This window comes from Shewanella sp. TB7-MNA-CIBAN-0143 (assembly GCF_040310065.1).
GTDB lineage: Bacteria > Pseudomonadota > Gammaproteobacteria > Enterobacterales > Shewanellaceae > Shewanella.
This window is the reverse complement of the sequence record NZ_JBEOPL010000008.1, coordinates 99683-123221: the sequence shown is the minus strand read 5'-3', so window position 1 is coordinate 123221 and position 23539 is coordinate 99683. Positions and strand designations below refer to the sequence as shown.

At 41.5% G+C, this 23539-nt stretch carries 17 protein-coding genes and 2 pseudogenes; 9 read left to right on the top strand and 10 right to left on the bottom strand.

Annotated features, from left to right (window positions below; translation table 11 throughout):
- Nucleotides 1-191 precede the first annotated feature (191 nt).
- On the top strand, nucleotides 192-698 hold the full coding sequence (locus AAEY97_RS08690) for a hypothetical protein (RefSeq protein WP_192115544.1): 507 nt from the start codon (nucleotides 192-194) through the stop codon (nucleotides 696-698).
- Nucleotides 699-773: 75 nt separating this feature from the next.
- On the opposite strand, the gene AAEY97_RS08685 is transcribed toward AAEY97_RS08690, so the two are convergent.
- The 3 genes from AAEY97_RS08685 to AAEY97_RS08675 all read right to left on the bottom strand — a co-directional run bounded on the left by AAEY97_RS08685 (nucleotide 774) and on the right by AAEY97_RS08675 (nucleotide 4940).
- Complete coding sequence (locus tag AAEY97_RS08685) at nucleotides 774-1199, bottom strand: CBS domain-containing protein (RefSeq protein ID WP_335690778.1); 426 nt, start codon at nucleotides 1197-1199, stop codon at nucleotides 774-776.
- A gap of 262 nt (nucleotides 1200-1461) precedes the next feature.
- Nucleotides 1462-3663, bottom strand: a complete 2202-nt coding sequence (locus tag AAEY97_RS08680; protein WP_350998116.1) for a malate synthase G — start codon at nucleotides 3661-3663, stop codon at nucleotides 1462-1464.
- A 326-nt stretch (nucleotides 3664-3989) separates the two neighbouring features.
- On the bottom strand, nucleotides 3990-4940 hold the full coding sequence (locus AAEY97_RS08675; RefSeq protein WP_350998114.1) for a LysR family transcriptional regulator: 951 nt from the start codon (nucleotides 4938-4940) through the stop codon (nucleotides 3990-3992).
- Between the two features lie 109 nt (nucleotides 4941-5049).
- On the opposite strand from AAEY97_RS08675, the gene AAEY97_RS08670 reads away from it, so the two are divergent.
- The 8 genes and pseudogenes from AAEY97_RS08670 to AAEY97_RS08635 all read left to right on the top strand — a co-directional run bounded on the left by AAEY97_RS08670 (nucleotide 5050) and on the right by AAEY97_RS08635 (nucleotide 12787).
- Nucleotides 5050-6630, top strand: a complete 1581-nt coding sequence (locus AAEY97_RS08670) for an isocitrate lyase (RefSeq protein ID WP_350998111.1) — start codon at nucleotides 5050-5052, stop codon at nucleotides 6628-6630.
- A 268-nt stretch (nucleotides 6631-6898) separates the two neighbouring features.
- Nucleotides 6899-7042, top strand: a pseudogene (locus AAEY97_RS08665) (IS4 family transposase); the annotation flags it as partial.
- A gap of 223 nt (nucleotides 7043-7265) precedes the next feature.
- Nucleotides 7266-8102: a hypothetical protein gene (locus AAEY97_RS08660; RefSeq protein WP_350998108.1), complete on the top strand. Its 837-nt coding sequence runs from the start codon at nucleotides 7266-7268 to the stop codon at nucleotides 8100-8102.
- Between the two features lie 278 nt (nucleotides 8103-8380).
- The gene (locus AAEY97_RS08655) at nucleotides 8381-9283 is read left to right on the top strand and encodes a nuclease-related domain-containing protein (RefSeq protein ID WP_350998105.1); all 903 of its coding nucleotides are present in this window, start codon (nucleotides 8381-8383) and stop codon (nucleotides 9281-9283) included.
- Between the two features lie 212 nt (nucleotides 9284-9495).
- Nucleotides 9496-11076, top strand: coding sequence for an AAA family ATPase (locus tag AAEY97_RS08650; protein ID WP_350998102.1), 1581 nt, complete (start codon nucleotides 9496-9498; stop codon nucleotides 11074-11076).
- Between the two features lie 2 nt (nucleotides 11077-11078).
- Nucleotides 11079-12164: a hypothetical protein gene (locus AAEY97_RS08645; protein WP_350998099.1), complete on the top strand. Its 1086-nt coding sequence runs from the start codon at nucleotides 11079-11081 to the stop codon at nucleotides 12162-12164.
- Between the two features lie 215 nt (nucleotides 12165-12379).
- Nucleotides 12380-12528, top strand: a pseudogene (locus AAEY97_RS08640) (IS4 family transposase); the annotation flags it as partial.
- Between the two features lie 136 nt (nucleotides 12529-12664).
- The gene (locus tag AAEY97_RS08635) at nucleotides 12665-12787 is read left to right on the top strand and encodes a hypothetical protein (protein WP_350998096.1); all 123 of its coding nucleotides are present in this window, start codon (nucleotides 12665-12667) and stop codon (nucleotides 12785-12787) included.
- A 151-nt stretch (nucleotides 12788-12938) separates the two neighbouring features.
- Here the strand turns inward: AAEY97_RS08635 and AAEY97_RS08630 are convergent, their stop codons facing one another.
- The 7 genes from AAEY97_RS08630 to AAEY97_RS08600 all read right to left on the bottom strand — a co-directional run bounded on the left by AAEY97_RS08630 (nucleotide 12939) and on the right by AAEY97_RS08600 (nucleotide 23526).
- On the bottom strand, nucleotides 12939-13352 hold the full coding sequence (locus tag AAEY97_RS08630; RefSeq protein WP_335690769.1) for a hypothetical protein: 414 nt from the start codon (nucleotides 13350-13352) through the stop codon (nucleotides 12939-12941).
- Nucleotides 13353-14102: 750 nt separating this feature from the next.
- The gene (locus AAEY97_RS08625; protein ID WP_350998093.1) at nucleotides 14103-15218 is read right to left on the bottom strand and encodes a hypothetical protein; all 1116 of its coding nucleotides are present in this window, start codon (nucleotides 15216-15218) and stop codon (nucleotides 14103-14105) included.
- 134 nt (nucleotides 15219-15352) lie between these two features.
- On the bottom strand, nucleotides 15353-16864 hold the full coding sequence (locus AAEY97_RS08620; protein WP_350998090.1) for a Fic family protein: 1512 nt from the start codon (nucleotides 16862-16864) through the stop codon (nucleotides 15353-15355).
- A gap of 577 nt (nucleotides 16865-17441) precedes the next feature.
- Nucleotides 17442-20330, bottom strand: coding sequence for an aminomethyl-transferring glycine dehydrogenase (gene gcvP / locus AAEY97_RS08615; RefSeq protein WP_350998087.1), 2889 nt, complete (start codon nucleotides 20328-20330; stop codon nucleotides 17442-17444).
- A gap of 173 nt (nucleotides 20331-20503) precedes the next feature.
- Complete coding sequence (gcvH, locus tag AAEY97_RS08610) at nucleotides 20504-20893, bottom strand: glycine cleavage system protein GcvH (protein WP_101086035.1); 390 nt, start codon at nucleotides 20891-20893, stop codon at nucleotides 20504-20506.
- Nucleotides 20894-20975: 82 nt separating this feature from the next.
- Nucleotides 20976-22070 carry a glycine cleavage system aminomethyltransferase GcvT gene (gene gcvT / locus AAEY97_RS08605; RefSeq protein ID WP_335690766.1) on the bottom strand — a complete coding sequence of 365 codons (1095 nt, stop codon included), beginning with the start codon at nucleotides 22068-22070 and terminating at the stop codon, nucleotides 20976-20978.
- A gap of 232 nt (nucleotides 22071-22302) precedes the next feature.
- On the bottom strand, nucleotides 22303-23526 hold the full coding sequence (locus AAEY97_RS08600) for an FAD-dependent oxidoreductase (RefSeq protein ID WP_350998084.1): 1224 nt from the start codon (nucleotides 23524-23526) through the stop codon (nucleotides 22303-22305).
- Nucleotides 23527-23539: the final 13 nt, after the last annotated feature.

Sequence of the window (23539 nt, the reverse complement as noted above, 5' to 3'; positions counted from 1 at the left end):
AATCTAAAGTGCAGCTTTCATCACTGCCGACATTAATGATACAACTTATTTAGTTTGGTTTTCGAACAAAGATGGAATTAGTCTAAATTCAATCCATTTGTAGATAGTAGCCTGAATCTTAAAACTGCAAAATATTGGCTAATAGAAATAATTAATTAAACTTACAGTATTGTAAATATGAGGTAACCCTTTTGAAATACAGTCATTACTTTAAAGTTGAATATGGATATTACTCATTAATATTCATGGCAGCCTGCCTTCTGCTTTTTGGTTTTAGTATTTGGCTTGATAACAAACGTTCAAAGCAACATCTTGCCAGAAGAGCTAAAGAAATGAAGCTGACAGGTCTTACACTAGATGAACAGATTAAGCTTGAAGTAGAAAGATATGAAAACCAACCTTTACGACATTGGGTTGCTAGTACTTCTAATTTAGTGCTAGGTCTATGCTCCTTTTTTATTCCCAGCCTTGTAGCGATATACTGTGCATTAAACATATTTACGATAGATTATTATGTCCTCCATTTCATCGGTTATTCCGTAACGTTTTACGGAATCATACATTTTGCAACACTTAAAGCAAATGAAGGGATTTTAGGTTATCTTCCTATATTTATTTTAGTATTTTCTACATTTATTATTGGTTTAGTCACCATTTTATTCAGGCTAGCTGTAGAGCTATATTTCACTTATACATAAATGTAAAACTGAGAGTCAACTCAGGCTGCACATGTCAATGTTCTGCTTAGCTCGAGCAGAAAAAGACCAATATCGTTACTTTTGCGCTAGTAGTAGGCGCTGGCAAAGTTTGACAAAATCTGACGATGTCACAATCCCTAGTACCTTATTGTGTTCATCAACCACAGGTAAACAACCCAGTTTATTGTCGATAAAATATTGCACTACAACCGTCAGCGGCTCGTCCAAACCGAGCTTCTGCACTTGGGTATCCATCACCTCGGCAATCGGCGTAAAGCGCTCCTTTCTATCTAACGCCCCTTGGCCATACTTATTGAGCATGGTTAATACAACAGCGATCATCTTTTTATGGGTTAGCATCCCAATAAACTGCCCTGTTGATTCACTGATCACCGGTAAATGACGCACATTACGGCTTTGCATTAATTGATGCGCATCTTTAAGGCTAGCCTCATGGCTAATACACACCGGATTAGGGGTCATAATATCGCGCACATTCATGGTCTATCTCCTTAACTGAAATAAGCTAAATAACCTGGTCTCGGGATTAGAAATGGAAACAAAATGCTTAATATCAAAGTATTATTGTTCAACTATTTCAAACTTGTCATTTGTTTTGCTAACAAGGCGAATGAACGCCTCAATAGCTAGCCTATTGCAAGTTCATTCAACGCAGTTAGCAGGGCAAAGGACTGCTTGAAAGGCGTTTATTATCCCGAGTTGAGGTTATTTAGTCACTCAGTGCAAGTATTAACGGTAAAGATTAACCTGCTTTAGCTTGAATTCGATAAGCATGTAGCAAAGGCTCTGTGTAACCAGATGGTTGAGATTTGCCTTTAAAAATCAGATCGCATGCCGCTTTAAAGGCGATGCCGTCAAAGTGAGGCGCCATATTAGTGTACAGCGGATCACCTGCATTTTGAGTATCGACCACAGCGGCCATTTTTTTCAACGCGGCCATCACTTGTGCTTCACTGCATATGCCATGCTCAAGCCAATTGGTTAAATATTGCGACGAAATTCGCAAGGTTGCTCTGTCTTCCATCAAGCCGACATTATTAATATCAGGCACTTTTGAACAACCCACACCTTGGTCAATCCAGCGCACAACATACCCCAAAATACCCTGGGCATTATTTTCTAGTTCAAAAGCAATTTGCTCATTGGTGAGTGTAACCCCTTCAGCAAGTAAAGGAATGGTTAACAAACTGTCAATGCTAGCACGTGGGCGTTGCTTAATGTGTTGCTGAACGTCTGCCACATTAATTTGGTGATAATGAGTAGAATGCAGCACAGCACCATTTGGCGACGGCACCCACGCTGTATTTGCGCCCGCTTTAGGATGAGCCACTTTTTGCTCAAGCATCGCTGCCATTTCATCTGGCATTGGCCACATGCCTTTACCGATTTGAGCGCGACCTTGTAAGCCACATTCAAGCCCAATATCGACATTCCAATCTTCGTAAGCACTAATCCATTTTTGCTGTTTCATCACCGATTTAGGCACAAACGCGCCCGCTAGCATTGAGGTATGCAGCTCATCACCCGTACGGTCAAGAAAGCCGGTATTAATAAACACGACGCGATCTTTCGCAGCCCTAATGCACTCTTTTAAATTCAGTGTCGTTCTGCGCTCTTCATCCATAATGCCGACCTTAATCGTATTACGCGGAAGCTTGAGCGCATCTTCTATCTTAGTAAACAGATCACAGGTAAATTGCACTTCTTCAGGACCATGCATTTTAGGTTTTACAATATTCACTGAACCTTTACGGCTATTATTACGACCATTATTGTTACCTTTAAGGTCATGCATCGCAGCGAGCACAGTTATCATGCCATCAAGTATCCCTTCAGGTACTTGGTTACCATTTTTATCCAGCACAGCATCAATGGTCATCAAGTGACCCACATTACGCGCAAATAGCAAACTTCTGCCGGGTAAAGTGACTGTTTTTACCTCTGCATTCTGGTTGGTACTCTGGTTGACATTAGCTGCGGTATAGACGCGATCGTCATTGAGTTCTCTAACGATCTCTTTGCCATTTTTAGTCAGCGAAGCAGATAAGTTACCTTGCATTAAACCTAACCAATTGCGATAAACTTCAACCTTGTCTTCAGCATCCACTGCGGCGACAGAGTCTTCACAGTCCATAATGGTGGTAACAGCGGCTTCAACCAGTAAGTCTTTAACGCCAGCGCGATCGCTGCCACCAATAACACTGCTTGGATCGATTTGAATTTCGATATGCAGACCATTATTAACTAACAAAATAGCACTGGGTGCATCGGCACTACCTTGGTAACCCACACACTTATCGGTTTGGGCTAAGGTTGTGGTAGAGCCGTCAGTTAATTGCACCCGTAACACACCCGCATCGAGGTAATAACGGGTCACATCGGCATGGCTGCCTTGTGCTAAGGGCGAAGCGGTATCTAAGTGTTGTTTGGCAAAAGCGATAACTTTATTGCCGCGTACCGGGTTGTATTGTTTAGTGAGCTCCGCGCCACCTTCTTCAGATATCGCGTCAGTGCCATATAGCGCATCATACAAGCTGCCCCAACGAGCATTGGCAGCGTTAAGCGCAAAGCGAGCATTTTTAACCGGCACTACAAGTTGTGGTCCCGCTTGCGCGGCAATTTCATGGTCGACATTTTCAGTGCTAATTTGAAAAGCCTCCCCCTCAGGCACCAGATAACCTATTTCAAATAGAAAAGCTTTATATTGTGCAGGGTCAAAATCTTTGGTGGGATGGTCAATATGCCATTGATCAATTTGCTGTTGTAGTTGTTGTCTTTTTTCTAACAGCTTCACATTAACGGGAGAAAATTCGCTAATAATATCCTCAAATTTTGCCCAAAAGGTTGCTGAATCAATGCCAGTACCTGGGCAAATGTCACTGTCGACCAATTGCCACAATGCTTGCGCTATGTGTAATCCACCTACTTGAATACGTGCTGTCATTTTATATCCCTACCTTAATTCCTGTGCGTTGACTGTAAACTCAGTACTAAATCATATGCCTTAAATCATTGGCCCTAAATCATTAGCCACAAATCATTAGTCCCGAATCTCCAGTCATAAGCATTAGCCATAAATAACTCGCGCAAACTCATTCCACTGTTAACAGCTTACTGTTCATACGCAGTAATACTTTACTCTATATCAAAGCTATCTTATTTATCCAATTTATACTTACTATCACCACTATTCACCAAAGATATGGCAAAATGGTGTTTTTTGGTTAATTTACAACATATACGTAACTAAAAATCACAATAACAGTAAGATTAAACATCACCTCTATTTATATCTTCTGCGGTTTTAGTGATAAGTTGTCGCATCCATTGATGCGCGGGATTATGTTGAAGCAAAGGGCTCCAGGCCATAGTCAAGGCGATGGGTTGAATAATAAAAGGCGGCGGAACAATGCTCACCCGTTCATTATTGATGTGATGACGTGCCATCTTACTTGGTATGGTTGCGATCAAATCTTGTTGCTCAGCCAACAAACAGGCGGCTTGATAATGGCGTGTAAAAACGGTGATCTGGCGTTTCACACCCATTCGCGTTAATGCTTCATCTACCCAGCCCAAACGCTGAACATCATCTGGGTTCATCCCTACCCCAACACCCATCCCTGTTTTACTCACCCACACATGCTTAGCTTTTAAATAACTGTCTAAAGAAAACTTCTTTAAAACAGGATTACCCTTACTAATCAGGCAGCTAAAATCATCACTCCACAATATTTTTTGATGAAATGATTGCGGAATACTGTCAAAACGGTTGATCACCATATCGACTCTTCCTTGTTCTACATCAGGGAAACTGACATCACTTGGGGTCATGATATCTAAAATAATGTTGGGTGCTTGAGTACGAAGCTTAGCAATGAGCGGCGGAATTAATGTCGCTTCAGCATAATCACTTGCCATAACACGGAAGACTTTATCACTTTCCAGTGGATCAAAATTGGCGCGCGGTTGTACGGCTTTTTCCAGCCCAATAATCAGCTCACTGATAATGGGTTGTAATTCATTTGCACGTTCGGTCGGCGTCATGCCCTGGCTCGTGCGAATAAGTAAGGGATCATCAAACAAGTTTCGTAAGCGTTTTAGGCCGTTACTCATTGCAGGCTGGCTGATCCCAAGCTGGTCTGCCGCTTTAGTAACATTTCTTTCACGTAGTAAAACATCTAAATAAACAAGGAGGTTCAAGTCGATACGAGATACATTCATATGGTGAATACCGAAGATAGTAAGTATAAATTAGGTTTATTTAACCAAGTCTAGCTATTATTTTCAACGTAATCAATTGCCGCTAATCTATTTGTTAAGGAATAAACACATGACTCACTACAAAAATAATATCGATGAAGCTGCCACCTTGATTAATTCGGAAGGTAGTGCATGGAATGCCATCAACCCAGAGTCAGTCGCTCGTATGCGTCTACAAAATCGCTTTAAAACTGGGTTAGACATCGCAAAGTACACTGCCAAGATCATGCGTGAAGACATGGACAACTACGACAAGGACTCATCGCAGTACACTCAGTCTTTAGGTTGCTGGCATGGTTTTATCGCCCAACAAAAAATGATTTCGATTAAAAAACACCTTTTAACCACCAAGCGTCGTTACTTATATCTTTCAGGTTGGATGGTAGCTGCACTGCGTAGTGAGTTTGGTCCATTACCTGACCAATCTATGCATGAAAAAACCTCTGTTGCTGCGTTGATTAAAGAGTTATACACCTTCCTACGTCAAGCTGATGCTCGTGAACTAGGTGGTCTTTTCCGCGAATTAGATAGTGCCAAAGAGTCAGATAAAGCCGCGATTCAACACAAAATTGAAAACTTCGAAACCCACGTTGTACCTATTATTGCCGACATTGATGCCGGTTTTGGTAACGAAGAAGCCACTTACTTGATGGCAAAACAAATGATTGAAGCCGGTGCTTGTTGTATTCAATTAGAAAACCAAGTGTCAGATGTAAAACAGTGTGGCCACCAGGACGGTAAAGTCACCGTGCCACATGTTGAATTTTTAGCAAAAATTAATGCGGTTCGTTATGCATTTTTAGAACTCGGTATCGATGACGGCGTGATTGTTGCGCGTACCGATTCATTAGGTGCAGGCTTAACTCAAAAAATTGCTGTCACTAAAGAAGCTGGCGATCTAGGCGATTTATACAATAGCTTCCTTGAAGTTGAAGCCGTTGATGCTGCAAAACTTGAAAATGGTGATGTGGTATTCAAGCAAGGTGGCAAACTGGTGAAACCGGCTCGTCTACCAAATGGCTTATTTAAGTTCCGTGCCGGTACGGGTGAAGAACGTTGTGTACTTGATTGTATTACCTCATTGCAAAATGGCGCTGATTTATTGTGGATTGAAACTGAAAAGCCTCATGTATCTCAAATCGGTGCCATGGTTAACGAAATCCGTAAAGTTGTTCCTAATGCCAAGCTTGTGTATAACAACTCGCCATCGTTTAACTGGACGCTTAACTTCCGTCAGCAAATATTTGATGCGATGCAAAAAGCAGGACAAGACGTGTCAGCTTACGACCGCCCTCAATTAATGAGTGTTGATTACGATGGCACTGAGCTTGCTATCCAAGCTGATGAAAAGATTCGTACTTTCCAATCTGACTCGGCCCGTGAAGCAGGTATTTTCCATCACCTGATTACACTACCGACTTACCATACAGCAGCACTGTCTACCGACAACTTGGCTAAAGAATACTTCGGTGACCAAGGCATGTTGGGTTATGTTGCCAATGTTCAACGTAAGGAAATCCGTCAAGGTATCGCCTGTGTTAAACATCAAAACATGGCTGGTTCAGATATGGGTGATGCACATAAAGAGTACTTCTCTGGTGACCAAGCGCTTAAAGCGTCTGGTAAAGACAACACAATGAACCAGTTCTAAGACTGATTTTATAACTGCTTGTGTAGAAAGTGACTTACCCAAATAGTGACTAGCTTAAGCGATGTTTTTGAAGTGAACATGACTAACAGCGAAAACTAAACCCAAAAGGCCTGCTTAAAATAAGCAGGCCTTTTTATGTTTCACGCTCGGGTAAATGGTAACTGTAATCATTTTGCTGAAATCAGCCGCATTTTATTCCGGCTCCCCGTGCTTATTCACTACTCTTTATTACTCCCGAAGATAACCCTAACCCTGAGGGATCCCCACGAATTCAATCAAGCACCGTAATGTTTTATCAAATCAATTTATTGGATTAAGAGCTTACAAAGATAAGTCTTTAAGGCTGCTGAAGTCTCACTGGCTAGCTGGAATTAAGACGCTAAAATCGTTAATCAAGGATCCGCAAACATGAAATTAAATTCGTGGGGATACCTCAGACTCTGACCACACTTATCTACTTGCCCCACTTCCCCCACTTATCTACGCATCGTTAACAATCTTAAGTGACAGTATTAATACCGTTTAGAAAATTTTAATACTAATCGCTGATTACTGTAATTCACATATATAGACTAAATTCAATATTGAAATGTACAAAAAACAACCACCACGGTGTTGCAATATAAGGATATAGTATGAATAAGCTACTGTTTATTATAATAGTTACTCTGATACAAGGATGTGGCACGCTCGCAAAAACTTACCTTCCAGATCAACTTATCGCCGATAATGATTATGGTACGGAAGCACAACCTATTCCGTATTTTAATCCAGAAGGAGAAATTAAATTAACCACTCAAGACATAATCAACCTCAATGCTAACAAAGAACAACGTAAAGCCTTTATTGCTCAAGCCATACTCAGTTCAGATAATAAATGCACTCAACATCAGGCAACGATTATTAGTAATGGTAATGCGTGGAATGTGAGTATGGGCAGTTTATCTATGCTATTGACTGGGACTGCTGCCGTTATAAGCCATGCCCAAACAGCTGCTGAATTAGCCGCCGGAGCGACCGCTGTCACAGGTATTCAATCAATAGCCAATGAGGAAATCTATGCAAATGCAATGAGCACTGCGATTGTAAGAGCGATGGATGTAAGTAGAACGAAATCACGGGCGGTAATTAACCAAAAAATCCTTGAAGAGGATGATGATGATGAAAAATTTTACTCTTTAGAGAATGCTTTAGTGGACATTCAAAGATATCATTCACAATGCTCATTTATGGCCGGATTAGTTGAAATAACAAAAGCATTAGAGCAACGTAAATTATCTTCACCAGAACTCCTCTACAAACAGAAACAGTTAGAAAGCAACATTGCGTCCTTTAATGCCAGCATATCAGCTCAGGAACAAACACTTGAAATTAGTCCTAAAGTACGAGGCGAGCATCTAGAAGCTCTAGCTGAAATGAATAAGCGCCTAAAGTCACTCATTCTTGAAAGCGTAGATTCACCCTCTGAATAAATCGACGATTACTTTCAAAAGTCAGTTATAAGCGACCCATAAGGTCGCTTTATTACAATACTCCAATATTTTACTTTGCAATAAATGAAATTGATGCCCATACCTAATAGGTGAAGGTGTTTCTATTTATTCTTTAACAAGTACCCTCAAAAATAGATTATTTGACAGCATTAAGAAGTGCTTACATTTTTATTAAACTCGGAGTATATTAATCCAGCAGATTCATGGATTTAGAATTGCGACCAATTACTTAGGTCACACCACGTGCAAGGACGACAATGACAAGTATATCCTCCAGTTTATTATCAGTAGGCATTCTTCTTTCGAGCATGTTCGTCACCCTCGGGGTGATGTTTGTATTGCTGAAACATCGCGACAGAACTGTTAAATTACCCGTCGATCGCGACCAACTTCAACGAATTCCCGCTTTTGGCTTACAGCAAGAGATACAAGACCTCCAAATCAATTTGATTGCCAGTATGCTAATGGGCGTATTGGTTGTGTGTCTACCATTTGCCGTTAACAGCATTCAAGCACACATTACCGTCGGCAAATTCCCTTGGATGTTTGCCATAACCTCAATGATCGGATTATCTTATTGTGGTTATAAAACCTGGAAAAACTTTTCCAAACTCACCAAATTACGCCTAGGCCACACCGCAGAAATCGCCACTGCCAATGAGCTAATCGGCTTACAAGCTTTGGGCTATCAAGTGTTTCACGACATCCAAGCCGACGGCTTTAACATCGACCATTTAGCCATAGGCAAAAATGGCGTATTCGCCATCGAAACCAAAGGCCGCCACAAGCGCAAACGCGACAGTAAATCGACTAGCTCAACCCAAGGTAAAGACTACCAACTATTTTATAAAGATGGCCGCTTATGCTTTCCATCGTGGACTGAAACCAAACCAATAGAACAAGCAACTCGACAAGCAACGTGGGTCAGCCAGTGGCTCACCAAAGCTACCGGCCAGCAAGTGTTCTCCAGCCCAGTATTAGTATTCCCCGGCTGGTACGTCACCAGCCAAACTAGGCCACCGTTCCCCATCCTAAATCATAAGCAGCTGGTCAAAACCATACCAGCCGTCCGAACCCAAACACTCAGCCAACAACAAGTCGATGCAATCGTTTATCAAGTGGCACAGCGGTGTTTGAGTAAGAGTGAGGTAGGGAAATGATGAATTTGAAAAAGGTTTACTCTATACCCAGTTATTAGAGTTTAAAATAGCGTAATGTATAAAAAATGTTCTTTAAATAGAGCTTAAGGAATCAAGGATGAAATATTAGAAAATGGTCAAACAAATAAGGAACTTGAAGGTAAGCCACATTAGTAAAGCCCCCTTAGAACTTATAAAAGCATTTTATGCTAATCATTTTTCAGGTGAAGTATATGCAAAGTATTCGAATTAAAGGTCTTAAAAGTTTAGCTGATACTGGCTATATACAAATAAAACCTTTAACAGTTTTATTGGGTGAGAATAGCTCCGGAAAAAGTACGTTTTTAAGAACTTTCCCATTGTTCCGTCAAAGTTTAAGCGCTATTACTAGAGGACCGATTTTATGGTTTGGTGCATTTGTCGATTTTGGTAGTTATGAAAATGTTTTATCAAAATTTTCTGTAAATAACTCTATAACCTTCGGATTTAAGACACAAATATTAAACAGTAGAAAACACCAGCCACCTTATTTTCGTAGAATGTTTGGAGGGCTAGAAGGTGATTATGAACTTGAGTTCACAATAAAAGGCGATTCACTAAACAAAAATGCAGAAATAACTCAATTAAAAATTGTCAATTCAGATTTAGATTGTAAGATTAAATTTAATAAAAGCTCAAAATTAGAAAGCTTATTCATCAATAGCACTAATTTATCTAATGTCTTTGAAAATTGCTTTATACAAAGAGATAATGGTAAGTCGGCATTACTACCTACTTTTAACTTTAAAGTTAATGACAAGCAATACCAGAATTATTATAGATTCAATATGCCTCCTAACTTTATTAATGATGATGGCATAAAAAAACTCGAAGAAGAAGTTAGGCATTATTGCCATGCCAAATCCAACCCTATGGAAATAATATACAAGCTTGTCAATATAGAAAATATTGGTGAGGATTTTTATAATAGTCTATTAAAAGTATCCAATACTTCTACATGGAAGAAAAAAATAGCTCTTATAAAAAATGATAAAAACAAGTTGGATATTATACGCTCGCTAATCTTTGCGCTTAAACTTCCTACTCTCCTATATCTTCTAAATGAAAATATAGATAGTTACTTTAGTAATGTTAAGTATATTGCGCCATTAAGAGCTACTGCAGAACGGTATTATAGAGCACAAGATTTGAGTGTTGACGAAGTTGATTACCAAGGCAAAAATCTCGCTATGTTTTTAAATAACCTTACAGAGAGTCAAAAAATACAGTATAAAGATTGGTTATTAGAAAACTTTGGATTTCAGCTCGAAACTATTTCGGAAGGTGGCCACTTAAGTTTAAAGTTGTGCTATAAAAACTCTAAAAACTATTATAATGTCACAGATATGGGCTTTGGTTTTTCACAAATACTCCCTATTATTACTCAGCTTTGGTTTTCAACATGTGAAAAACCTAAAAGAGATGAACGTTATTTAATATCGTCTAACTCAAATGTAATCATCATTGAACAACCAGAGCTTCACTTGCATCCCAGATTCCAATCTCGTTTAGTCGATGTTTTTGCTAAAGCCATAATACTTTCGAAAGAAAATAATTCTGAAATTCAATTAATAATTGAGACTCATAGTGAAACGATTATTAATCAAATAGGCCACAGAATTTTTCAAAAAAAATTGACAGCTGAAGATGTATCCATAGTTATTTTTGATAAACCATCACCTGATACTGCAACATCAGTAACTATGGCAAACTTTGACCATGAAGGAAACCTAGAAAGCTGGCCGTGGGGTTTTTTCGAAGCGGAGTTAGACTAGCTATGATTATAAAATTACATCAGTCCCTAATCGATGATTTGGAAAATAATGAGTTTACAGAAGACGAAATTGAAGCTTTAGCTGATATTGCTTCTTTACGTAAAAATGGAAGAGGCTTTGTTTTAGCTGATAAAAAACTTCTAATAAAACTAGCTCAGCATAATGCTTTTGCACAATATACTAGAAATTCATTTACACAAATATATAGAGACCAAACTAAATGGTTTAATTTAGTTAACAATTTTAATTTCATCATTAATATTACGTCAAACAAATTAAATCACCATAACTCATTAACATTAGACACAGACAACATATACATTCCACTGTCTGAATTCAAAAATAGAGAATCTGTAATTATCGCAGAAAACTCTATTGATATTAGGTTTTTCACATCATTAACGAAAGCATACATTAAAACCAAAGGAATTAAAGGGATATCTTTAAGTTATCGATCAGTTTTAGGTGGAGGGGATACTACGCACCAAGTAATTAATGATCATCAATCAGATCAAGATGGACCTGCCATCTGTATTTTAGATTCAGACAAAACTTATCCTGGTGGTAACTTTGGTTCTACAGCGGCAAAGGTTTTTGAATTAGTTAAGAGTGAAAAACTAACTAAAATAATCACAACAGAATCAAGAGAAGTGGAAAATATAATACCTTTCAGTATATTGAAGAGTATCTTTTCTAATAACAAAATGCAGCTTGAAAAAATAAATAAATATGAAAAATTTAGAGACATAACGCTAGGTTCTAATTTGCCAATAAAATACATTGATTTTAAGAAAGGACTAAAGTTGTGTCTCGCAAATAAAAAAGGTGATGATGAACATAATATTTTTTGGAGAAATACCTTTAGCTCTTTAGGAATTGCTAATATTTGTGCTTGTATAAGCCCTAAAAAATGCACTTGCTTAATTGTTGATGGCTTTGGTAGCGACTTACTTCGAACTGTGGTCGAGTATTTAGAAAGTAATCCGTTTTGTTTTTCAAAAGTGGAAGATATCTATGAAGATGAATTATCATTTATATGCGAAAATTTAATCCCATTCATCTTAGCTCCTCATGCATTAGCTTCATGAATACTATAATTTTTACTCTGTAGACTACATAATAAATGGGGTCAGAAACGGAGGGGGTCTCCACGAATAAATGGGTCGAATAAATGGAGTCAGATCCTGACGACTCCCCACAAAATAATGAATAAAAATAACGAGATAGATAAAAAAATGAGAAACATTCATGGCATTTGGTGATCAAATTTATCGCCAAACAAATATTACCACGAGTAAATGCCATGAATGCGAAACACGTTTTATCAAAATGCCTATAGTTTGTCACCCCCCGTTAACGCACAAAACGCATAAAACTCGCCGACAGAGTTTATTATCTGCAATCGAAAGCGTAATTAATGGTGGCTCTCTTTCTATCACTGGATTTGGCCGAAGTAGTCTGTAAACGAAGTTAGTTGCTGTAGGTCATAAATAAGTACACAGCATAAAGCAAACACCTGGATTCCGGCTCAAAAGCATTACCGGAATGACGTAAATATAAACATAATCGGAATGACAAGTATTTACACATGACAGGAATGACGGAAACAAAAAGCGAACCAACCGGTTCGCTTTTTAATGCTTTAGATATTATATCTGCAGGCTCCATTTTACTTGAGGCCGTTGAAGACTCTTTGCAAGTGAATGCGTGAACCATGGATGGCAGGCTGGCTTGCGCGGTACAGGCCGCTCCTTGGAATAAATGGATCAGAGTCTGGCCCCGCTTAACAAGCGTTTAATCAAGGACCCACAAGCATAATATTAATTCAGTGGGGATCCCTCAGACTCTGCCCTCACTTCCCTTTATACGTCAGTGGTAAGAGAGCCTTTCAATTGAGTATCGAATGTGCCACCTAATGCTTTACAGTCAATATCATTTGGTGAATCCCATGTCACAGCCGTGCCACGTACGACAGGTCTGATAAATTGCCATGGCCAAAAACCGAAACGATGACCACCGTTGTAGTCAATAATTGCATCAGCACCTAAGGATTGTGCTTGTTTCACTATTATTGGCAGGACGCTATTAATATTTCCATATCCATTTTTTGCATACTTTAACTGACTAATAACGGTGTATTTTATATCTGATGAAGGCACTCCAGATATCAGGCAGATGGGATTGCTGTGGGATGTAGATTGATTGGCAACGATACTTGTGTTCGAAGCACATGATGTCAGCAGTACCAGACCGGTTAAGAGTATTAGCTTATGCATTAATTGAAATCCTTTCATTTAATTTAATGTGAAGCGCGCTAGTCTATCTGTTTTGGGTATGAATGACATCATAGACCGAGGTCAATGAAATAAGTGGGCAGAGTCTGAGGGATCCCACTTATTTAATAATGCTTTACACACGAGCTGAAGATAGCCAGTTCGTGCACCTTGCTGCGACGATACTATAACTTGATATATTTTAGCACTTGCCTTTTTTGGCTTGGCCAGGAGGACAATGGGTTCCATTGTTATTTGAGCTGTCATCAACGATAACTTTAGGTCCAGATACTCTTACTGAAGGTCCTATTAATTCGCACCCAGCGAGAAAAACGAGTAATACTAGAGGGAGTAATTTAACTATTTTCATTATTTGTTCCAATTTGAATATGCAGCTTGAGGGGGGGATGAGCGACTTCATTTAAAGTCCATTCGTCTTTTAGTTCGCCTTTTAGTTTGGCACACTCTTTGTCGCTGCCAACTTCCGAATCACAATCAGTTCAAAGTCGCATATGTGGTAATGCTAAAAGTATACCTGCTAAGACCAAGCAGCTTATGCTAAGAATTAAAATCAAGCCAGCCATTTTGAATAAATGGGGGTTAGAGTCTGAGGGATCCCCACGAATTTAATAGCATGCTTGCGGCTCCTTGGTTAACGACTTTAGCGTCTTAATTCCTGCTAGCCAGTGAGACTTCAGTAATAAGTGAGGGCAGAGTCTGACCGAGTAATTCCCCCCCAAAAACTTATAACAATCAATGCCAACGGCCTGAAGTTTGCATCCTTTCTATTAATGCAAACTCCCAAGCACAGTATTCCATGCTTAAACTTGTCATATAGTCAGTCAAATCTTGGACAGCTTTTTGCTGACCGTCATACTTAGCATATAAAAGTAAACTCAGAGTTAACGAGCATTGCTCTTCAGGATATTCTATCGATGATAAATAAGGAATAACGGTTGATAGTTCTTTGCCCTGCTTAATAACCTCCAACACTTGCTTTTCGCTATCCTCGGCCATTAACTTAATAGCTAAATCGAGTGTTGCGATATTGTCTTCAGATAAGCGATGTTGCAATACGAAGTCTCTCGCGTAATGAACACCTAACTGGCAAATATTTTCATCGTGGCCTTTGCTAATTAGATCATCAAGTAACAAGTCTCTTTTCTCAAGCCATTGTGTCCAATTACCTCCAGTATCTAGCTCTGAATAAAAATGGGCGAGTTCTCCTAGCGCAATAGCTGAAAATACCCCAGCACAAATATATTCTGTACCCGTTTTATACACTTGTTGATGCCAATAAATAGACTGTTCGACATCCACTGCTAAGCCATTTTCTCCGGTAAATCGATGGGCTGCTAAAATATTCATGCAACCGGCATGTCCCGATTCTGCACATTGCTGCCAGTACTGATATGCTTGAACCGGATAATCAAGTAAATGCATCGAAATATGACCAGCAGCATAAAGCAAATCTGCCGAGTCGCTCTTCTTGCTAACAAAATCGATATCAGCTATCGCTAATTCAGCTTGAGCAAGATCGACTTTTTGTAGCGAATTTAACCTCAGCATATTGATGTTTTTTAAACTTAAAGCACGGACAGTACGAAGTAATATTTGGTCATGTAGCTCAAGATCATAGCCATCCAAAACTTGGCTCAACTCACCAATAACTCGTTCAGAAGCAGGAATGTCAATAAGTCCTTTTTCGGGTTGATTAATCACCTGTTGCCTTAAATAATCCAAATTACTATTTGTTCTTTCAAGAAGGTCATCGGCGTAAGTCGGCGCAGAAAGCAAAAGCAACAAGCCTAGATGAAAGCCTTTTTTACTAATTAAAAACTGGTCCCTAAACCTTAAAAAAACTGCCATAAACGTGTTACCAACATCATTCCCTAATATCATTTTATCCTTCTCCATAAAAATTCAACTTAACTTTCTATTCCGAGTCTAAAGTACTTAGCGATTAGACATTAACAATGCCTGCCATTGTTACCCCTTCACTTTTACATTAGTGAAGCCAGAAACTGAGTAAAAGGCACAACATTCTGTTTGATGCTGGCTTCTTCCAATGCCTGCATATATTCAGTGCGTCGTTCGACCGGCACAACCGTCCAGGGGTAACTACCCGAGGCCATCATCAAGTTCATAACAAACCGCCCCATTCTACCGTTACCATCAAAATATGGATGAATATACACAAAGATAAAGTGCCCTAACACAACCCTTACTGCCGCATTATCTTCTGCAGCCAACAATTCAAACAATGTCGGCATCATATCCCTAACAGCATCTCGGTTAGGAGGCGTATGCATAGACTGACGAATATAAACTGGCCCGGTTCGATAACCCGCTAGGTCTGATTGCTTAACAATACCAGCTGCAACGCTTGGGCCGAATAAAGCCAAATACCAATCACTGTGTGCGTGCTCTAATACATCACCCGAGTTATTCCCCTCTAACACCACCCGAACGGCTTTTTTCACTTCTTGAAATGCATCCCAGTAACCTTTAGCAGCCATTGCATCTAGGTGTTTTTTACTATCGACAGAGTCTTCAGTCTGCCAATGGCCAAACCGAACAAGTTCTATAAGCTCATGAGTGACACGATAGCCTTCGATGGATAATGAGTGATAGGCGTCTGTGACATATTTATCTTCCACTTCGGCCATGTAATTGTCGATAGTCATTGTCTGATGACTTGGCTGAGGAAAATGGGCTATAACGTCATCGCGCATCTGTGCCCACATCAGTCGTATTCGATTAACATAAGGCGAGACATCACGACGACCGAAGCTTATCTGCACCTTTTCTTTAAAGGGGTCTTCTTCTTGCACGACTAAGTCGGCGGCGCGCATGCCTTTAAGTATGTTGCTTGCAATAAGATCGCGGCCAATGTTTCTAAAAGCCCCCACTAACCGGCCTGCAATAACACTGTGATTACCCGCCAGCAAAATGGATAACACATCAGATGCATCAGTCAGCATTGATAAGGCCGTGCGCATTTGAACAGGTGCATTAACAAACTGGCTCGCAGAACAATACACTAACGCTGCGGGTAAACTATATACATTAAGCCCATCAAGACTTTCAATATGTTTTACATCAGGCAAATTTAGTCTGACATCAAAAATAGAAGTGTTATGCAAGAAGGCGGTAGGCTTATTATTTCCCTTTGGAGAACGCACAAGTAGCTGCTGACAAACGGTCCTGTCACCAATATGTAGATTTATCGACTGCTCAGGTGATAAGCACCAAGATTGATCGAATCGCGCTGACAAATAGGCTCCGCAGAAGTCCCAAAAAGAAGTATACCAAGACGTGCTGTCACCTGGTTTTTCATCAGGCATTGCAGGAATATACCAACCTCGGATGACTTCCCGAATAAAGCCATACTTAATTAAACGCTCACGATGCACCCGGCTTAATTGATTCGATTGTATCGCAACGAAACCAGACTCTTGGAGCGTCTTTAATTGCGCGAGAGAATCCGCTAATTTTTGTGACACATCATTCATTTGAGTTCCTAATAACTACACAAGATGTTTATTAAACCAAGGTTTGTCGCCATGCCTTTTATAGGTTTTAACGCTTTTGGTTTATAGGTTTTACCGTTGTATCATTTATAGGTTTTAATGTCATTCCATTTATAGGTTTTAATGCTTTTCTATTTATAGGTTTTAGTGTTTATCTCAAGTATCGTAGTAGCTGTTAACTATAGTTAAATAAACTGTATGACACTAAATACCTAGGCCAACACCTGGATTCCGGCTCAAAAGCATTGCCGGAATGACAGACATAAAAAAGCGACCTTCCGGTCGCTTGTATAATTTTCAAACTTCAATTGAAGCCCACTACCATCATAATTGCGTCGCTGGCGATGATAAGACAATGAAGTTTGAGGTTTTCGCCGCGGAGTTGACTGGTGTCAAACTCCTTATTTCGAGCTATGCGAAAACTCTCAGCTGAAGCCGAAATAGCGTTACTGCCGAAAGTAAGACAAAAAAGCCGCTGCTTTTCGCCACGGAGTTGACTGTTGTCAATGAGTAGCGAAAAGTAGCGGCTGATGCAGTATTACTGAGGTTAAGTAGCTATTTACTCGTAGTCAGATAATGGGACGCACGCACACATCAAATTGCGATCCCCATAAACATCATCGATACGATTTACGGTTGGCCAAAACTTATTCGCCTTAACCGCTGCCGTTGGGAACACGGCCACTTCACGACTGTACGGACGTGAATCAAACTCTGGGTCCATAATATCCGCTAGGGTGTGAGGTGCATTATGCAGCGGGTTATTGTCCACTGGCCACTCGCCTGCTTCTACCTTGGTAATTTCACCACGAATAGAAATCATCGCTTCGATGAAACGGTCTAGCTCAACCTTAGACTCAGATTCAGTAGGCTCAATCATCAACGTACCCGCTACCGGGAAGCTCATGGTTGGTGAATGGAAACCATAGTCGTTTAGACGCTTAGCGATATCCATTTCGGTCACGCCAGAGGTTTCTTTTAATGGGCGTAAATCGATAATACATTCATGGGCTACACGGTCGTTACGGCCAGTAAATAATACTGGGTAATGAGGCAGTAGCTTTTTCATTATGTAGTTAGCGTTTAATAGCGCTGTTTGGGTTGATTGCTTAACCCCTTTAGTGCCCAACAACTTAATGTACATCCAGCTGATTGGCAAAATGCTGGCGCTACCATAAGGTGCGGCCGATACGGCGCCATTATGGTCGCTTTCGCGGCCTGGCTTAATCACTGTATGGCCTGCTACAAATGGCGCAAGGTGTGATTTAACACCAATTGGGCCCATACCAGGACCACCGCCGCCGTGCGGGATAGCAAAGGTTTTGTGTAAGTTAAGGTGCGATACGTCTGCGCCGATAAAGCCTGGTGATGTTAAACCAACCTGTGCGTTCATGTTCGCGCCGTCTAAGTACACTTGACCGCCATATTGATGGACGATTTCGCATACTTCGCGGATTGATTCTTCGTACACACCGTGAGTCGATGGGTACGTGATCATGATGCATGAAAGGCTGTCGGCTAGTTCTGCTGCTTTAGTGCGTAAGTCTTCTAAATCAACGTTTCCTTGCTTGTCGCACGCAGTAACCACTACCTTCATACCGGCAAGTTGTGCCGATGCTGGGTTAGTGCCGTGAGCTGATTGTGGGATTAAGCAAATGTTACGGTGCGCGTCGCCGCGAGACTCGTGGTATTTCTTAATCGCTAATAAGCCAGCGTACTCGCCTTGCGCACCTGAGTTTGGTTGAATACACACAGAATCGTAACCGGTGATTTTAACTAAAAACTCAGACAGTTCGTTAATTAACTGGGTGTAACCTTGTGCCTGATCTAGCGGGCAGAATGGGTGCATGTTAGCAAATTCTGGCCAGCTTACTGGTAGCATTTCCACTGCTGCGTTGAGTTTCATGGTGCATGAACCTAACGAGATCATTGAGTGGTTTAAGGCTAAATCTTTGTTTTCGAGACGCTTGATGTAACGCATCATCTCGGTTTCGCTTTGGTAGCGATTAAACGTTGGATGAGTTAATACCGCATCTTGACGTACTAGCGCTTCTGGAATTGACTGGCTGCCATTAGCAACGATGTCGGCATCAAGTGCTGCAACATCTAAACCGTGGCCTGCGCCTAGGATAACGTCAAACAAGTCTGCGATGTCTGTACGGATAGTGGTTTCATCTAAGCTGATACCAAACACGCCGTCTGCATCTATACGTAAGTTCACTTGCGCAGCTATGGCGCGGGCATTAATGGCGGCAACGTCGGCACCTTTAACACTGATGGTGTCGAACCAAGTGGTGTTAGCTAAGGTTAAGCCTTTTGCTGTTAAGCCTGCCGCTAAAATGTCGGCTAAACGGTTAATGCGTGATGCGATGGTTTTTAAGCCTTGTGGGCCGTGGAATACCGCATAAAACGACGCCATGTTGGCTAATAAAATTTGCGCGGTACAAATGTTTGAGTTGGCTTTTTCGCGGCGAATATGTTGCTCGCGCGTTTGCATGGCCATACGTAATGCGCTGTTGCCGCGGGTGTCTTTTGACACACCAATAATACGGCCTGGCATTGAACGTTTGTGTTCGTCACGGGCAACAAAGAATGCTGCGTGTGGTCCGCCGTATCCCATTGGTACGCCAAAACGTTGCGCGCTACCAAATACGACATCTGCGCCCATAGCGCCCGGTGATTTAAGTAACATTAACGACATGATGTCGGCTGCTACTGTAACAATGACTTTGTTGTCACGGAGCGTGGCAAATAGCTCAGTGTAATCGGTAATTTGGCCAATACGGTTGGTGTACTGGAACAAGGCACCAAATAACTCGTAATTTACCGCTTCACTTGCTGGGCCAACAACGACTTCAAAACCAAAACATTCTGCGCGGGTTTTCACTACGTCGAGTGTTTGTGGGAATACGTCATCGGCAACAAAGAAGATGTTGGCTTTTTTGGCTTTAGACACGCGCTTGGCAAGTGCCATGGCTTCTGCCGCTGCGGTTGCTTCGTCCAGCAATGAGGCTGATGCAAGGTCAAGACCGGTTAGGTCCATTGACACTTGTTGGAAGTTTAAGATTGCTTCTAAACGGCCCTGGGCGATTTCTGGCTGATATGGAGTATAAGCAGTGTACCAACCTGGATTTTCGAACACGTTACGCAAAATAACATTTGGCACTTGCACGCCGTAGTAACCCATACCGATATAGCTTTTAAAGACTTTGTTTTTGTCTGCTATGTTGCGGATATAGGCGATACCTTCGGCTTCGCCACACGAGTCACCGATGGTGAGGTCTTGTGGTAAACGGATTTTGCCAGGAACGGTTTGCGCGGTTAAGTCTTCTAACGACTCAGCACCAATGAAGTTGAGCATTTCTTGTTGCTGCTCAGCACTTGGGCCAATGTGGCGTGTTAAAAATAACTCGTGTTGTTCTAGTTGTGTCAGGGTTTGCTTGGTCATGTTAAACCTTGTTCCAAATCGACCAGTTATGGCGGTAGGGCACAGAACTGGATTAGGGTGAAAATGGGTAATACGTGAATAACCTGTTTAGGGTTTATTATGTTGCGCGCTCGTCATTTTTTAGCTGCACATAACAAAGAAGCTCCCGAGGGAGCTTCCTGCGTCATTGGCGCTTATTCTTGGTCAATCACTTCTTGGTAACCGTCTGCATCTAATAATGCATCAACTTCTGATTCGTCAGAAGGCATAACACGGAAGAACCAACCGTCACCAAATGCGTCGCTGTTAACACGCTCTGGCGAATCTTCTAAAGATTCGTTTACGGCAATCACTTCACCAGAAATAGGTGCATAGATGTCTGATGCCGCTTTAACTGATTCAGCCACTGCGCAGTCTTCACCGGCTGTGACTGTGTCGCCAACTTCTGGCAATTCTACGAATACCATGTCGCCTAATAGCTCTTGAGCATGCTCAGTGATACCTACTGTGTAGCTACCGTCTGATTCTTTACGGATCCATTCGTGTGAAGATGCATATTTCAAGTCTGCTGGAATAGTGCTCATTATCGTTGTTCCTTAATCTGATGTTCTAATACTTAACAAATAAATTCTTTTTAGGTAAAGCACAACTCATTTTATTGAGTCGTTAGAAAGCTTGCTTACCGTTACGTACAAAACTTGGAGCGATGACTTTTACGTTAACACGCTTTTTACGCATTTCAACTTCAGCTACAGCACCAATACCATTAGGCACACGGGCCATGGCAATAGAATAGCCTAATGTTGGCGAAAACGAACCGCTAGTGATCACACCTTGATGCTCAACACCGTTAGCGTCGGTAAAAAATACTGCCATATCGTGGCGTAATACGCCCTTTTCTTCCATGACTAAGCCGACTAATTTGTCTGTGCCAGCCGCTTTAATGGCGGTAAGTGCATCACGGCCAATAAAGTCACGTTCGCTTGGCTCCCACGCTACTGTCCAGCCCATGTTAGCGGCTAATGGATTAATTGACTCGTCCATGTCTTGACCGTATAGGTTCATGCCCGCTTCTAAGCGTAATGTGTCACGTGCACCTAAACCACATGGCTTAACGCCTGCATCTAGTAGTGCTTGCCATAAGGCTTCGGCTTCGGCTTCTGGAACAATAATTTCGTAGCCCGCTTCGCCGGTGTAACCGGTTGTAGCAATAAATAAGCTGGCTGATTGCACACCAAAGAATGGCTTCATGCCTTCAACGGCAGCATTTTGCTCGGTGCTAAATACTGTAGCCGCTTTGGCTTTAGCATTAGGACCTTGCACCGCAATCATCGCAAGCTCTGGACGTTCAGTCACAACAACATCAAATGCTGCGGCTTGTTTGTTGATCCAGGCGAGGTCTTTGTCGCGAGTAGCGGAGTTAACCACCACGCGGTAATGGGTGTCGGTTAAGTAGTAGGTAATAAGGTCGTCGATGATGCCAGCGTTTTCGTCTAGCATTCCGCCGTAAAGGGCTTTACCAGGTACGGTAAGTTTGGCGACATCGTTAGCAAGTAACTTACGTAAGAAGGCACAAGCATCGCTGCCGGTAACGTCAACTACGGTCATGTGCGACACGTCGAACATGCCTGCATCTTGACGTACTGCGTGATGTTCTTCGATTTGAGAGCCGTAGTTAATCGGCATTTCCCAACCGTGGAAATCAACCATTTTGGCTTTAGATTCTAAATGCTTGTTAAAAAGTACAGTCTTGCTAGCCATTATTATCCCTTTTTTTGGGCCTTTAATTAGGTCTTAATCTAATGTAGGTATTTGATAAAATGCGAACAAAATTATACTCCGCAGACCTAATTTGTATACAAAAAATTTTTCTAATCCGAGTCCGGTCGCATTAGTTTAGCTAATCTATTGTTGTAATTTTTTTACATAATCTTTTACAATAAAAACGCCAATTTAACTGTGTAGACTGATATTAAACAAGTTTCTACATTAGCTATGATGAAATTGGCTCACGACAAAGTTTAGGTAATGTCATTTTGTTACCCATAGCCTGTTTGATGAACACTGTTTTCAGCCCAGCGACATTATCAACTAGGGTTAGGCCTATGTCGCGCATGGCTTTTTTAAGCGGATTGCTGCCGGCAAACAGTCTTTTAAAGCCTTCCATGGTGGCAATCATCTCCATCGCCTCTGCTTTACGCCAACGTTCAAGGGCTCGTAAATGGCTATATTCGCCTAAATCTTTACCTTGCTCATGCAGTTCGGTAAAGGTTTCGATGATACTGGCGGCGTCTAAAAAGCCTAAGTTAACCCCCTGGCCAGCTAACGGATGAATGGTATGAGCTGCATCACCTGCCAGTACTAATCGATGGCGGGCAAAGTGGCGCGCATAGCGCATCCGTAGCGGAAATGATTGACGCTCGCTGATCACCTGGCACATGCCTAAACGGCCATCTAGCGCGGCAGTTAACGCTTTGCCAAATTCGATTTTGTCTAATGCTAACAATTGTTCGGCTTGGTCGGGCGATACCGACCAGACGATGGAACATAAATTGTCGTCATACAATGGCAACATAGCTAATGGACCACCGGGTAAAAAGGCTTGTCTGGCGGTGGCGTCGTGAGCGAGTTCGGTGCGCACAGTCGCGACAATAGCATGGTGGCCGTAGTCCCAAAATGTTAGCGGAATACTGCATTGTTGGCGCACCCAAGAGTTGGCTCCGTCGGCGGCAACCACTACGGCTGCACTGACATTGTCGCCATTGGCTAGGGTTAGCCAAGCTTCGCGCTCGCCAAAGGCTACGCGCTCAAGACGTTGGTTTTCAATATAGGTAATGTTGCTTATTTCGCTGGCACGTTTGGCAAGGGCATAACTGATGGCATCGTTTTCTATGATCGAGCCTAAATAGGCTTCGCTGATGCTGTGAGCGTCGAACTCAATTTTGCCTAGGCCGTCTTTGTCCCACACCGACATTTTTTGGTAAGGGCTAACGCGACTGTCGTCGAGGTATTGCCACGCGCCGAGGTTTTCAAGTAATTGCTGACTGGCTTTGTTAATCGCACTAACGCGTAATTTAGGATCGCCACTGACCGCTTGGGTTGTGCCAGCATCGATCACCACCACATTAAGGTCGGCATTGGCTAAACCGATTGCGGTTGCAAGCCCAACCATACCACCGCCGACGATGGCAACATCATAAGTTTTAGTTGAAAACATGGTCAATCCTTAC

Coding starts and splice junctions, on each gene's coding strand:
- gcvT (WP_335690766.1), bottom strand. CDS start 22,070: ATGGCTAGCAAGACTGTACTTTTTAACAAGCATTTAGAATCTAAAGCC.
- AAEY97_RS08660 (WP_350998108.1), top strand. CDS start 7,266: ATGAATAAGCTACTGTTTATTATAATAGTTACTCTGATACAAGGATGT.
- AAEY97_RS08635 (WP_350998096.1), top strand. CDS start 12,665: ATGACAGGAATGACGGAAACAAAAAGCGAACCAACCGGTTCGCTTTTT.
- AAEY97_RS08670 (WP_350998111.1), top strand. CDS start 5,050: ATGACTCACTACAAAAATAATATCGATGAAGCTGCCACCTTGATTAAT.
- AAEY97_RS08645 (WP_350998099.1), top strand. CDS start 11,079: ATGATTATAAAATTACATCAGTCCCTAATCGATGATTTGGAAAATAAT.
- AAEY97_RS08655 (WP_350998105.1), top strand. CDS start 8,381: ATGACAAGTATATCCTCCAGTTTATTATCAGTAGGCATTCTTCTTTCG.
- AAEY97_RS08600 (WP_350998084.1), bottom strand. CDS start 23,526: ATGTTTTCAACTAAAACTTATGATGTTGCCATCGTCGGCGGTGGTATG.
- AAEY97_RS08680 (WP_350998116.1), bottom strand. CDS start 3,663: ATGACAGCACGTATTCAAGTAGGTGGATTACACATAGCGCAAGCATTG.
- AAEY97_RS08620 (WP_350998090.1), bottom strand. CDS start 16,864: ATGAATGATGTGTCACAAAAATTAGCGGATTCTCTCGCGCAATTAAAG.
- AAEY97_RS08685 (WP_335690778.1), bottom strand. CDS start 1,199: ATGAATGTGCGCGATATTATGACCCCTAATCCGGTGTGTATTAGCCAT.
- gcvP (WP_350998087.1), bottom strand. CDS start 20,330: ATGACCAAGCAAACCCTGACACAACTAGAACAACACGAGTTATTTTTA.
- gcvH (WP_101086035.1), bottom strand. CDS start 20,893: ATGAGCACTATTCCAGCAGACTTGAAATATGCATCTTCACACGAATGG.
- AAEY97_RS08650 (WP_350998102.1), top strand. CDS start 9,496: ATGCAAAGTATTCGAATTAAAGGTCTTAAAAGTTTAGCTGATACTGGC.
- AAEY97_RS08625 (WP_350998093.1), bottom strand. CDS start 15,218: ATGGCAGTTTTTTTAAGGTTTAGGGACCAGTTTTTAATTAGTAAAAAA.
- AAEY97_RS08630 (WP_335690769.1), bottom strand. CDS start 13,352: ATGCATAAGCTAATACTCTTAACCGGTCTGGTACTGCTGACATCATGT.
- AAEY97_RS08675 (WP_350998114.1), bottom strand. CDS start 4,940: ATGAATGTATCTCGTATCGACTTGAACCTCCTTGTTTATTTAGATGTT.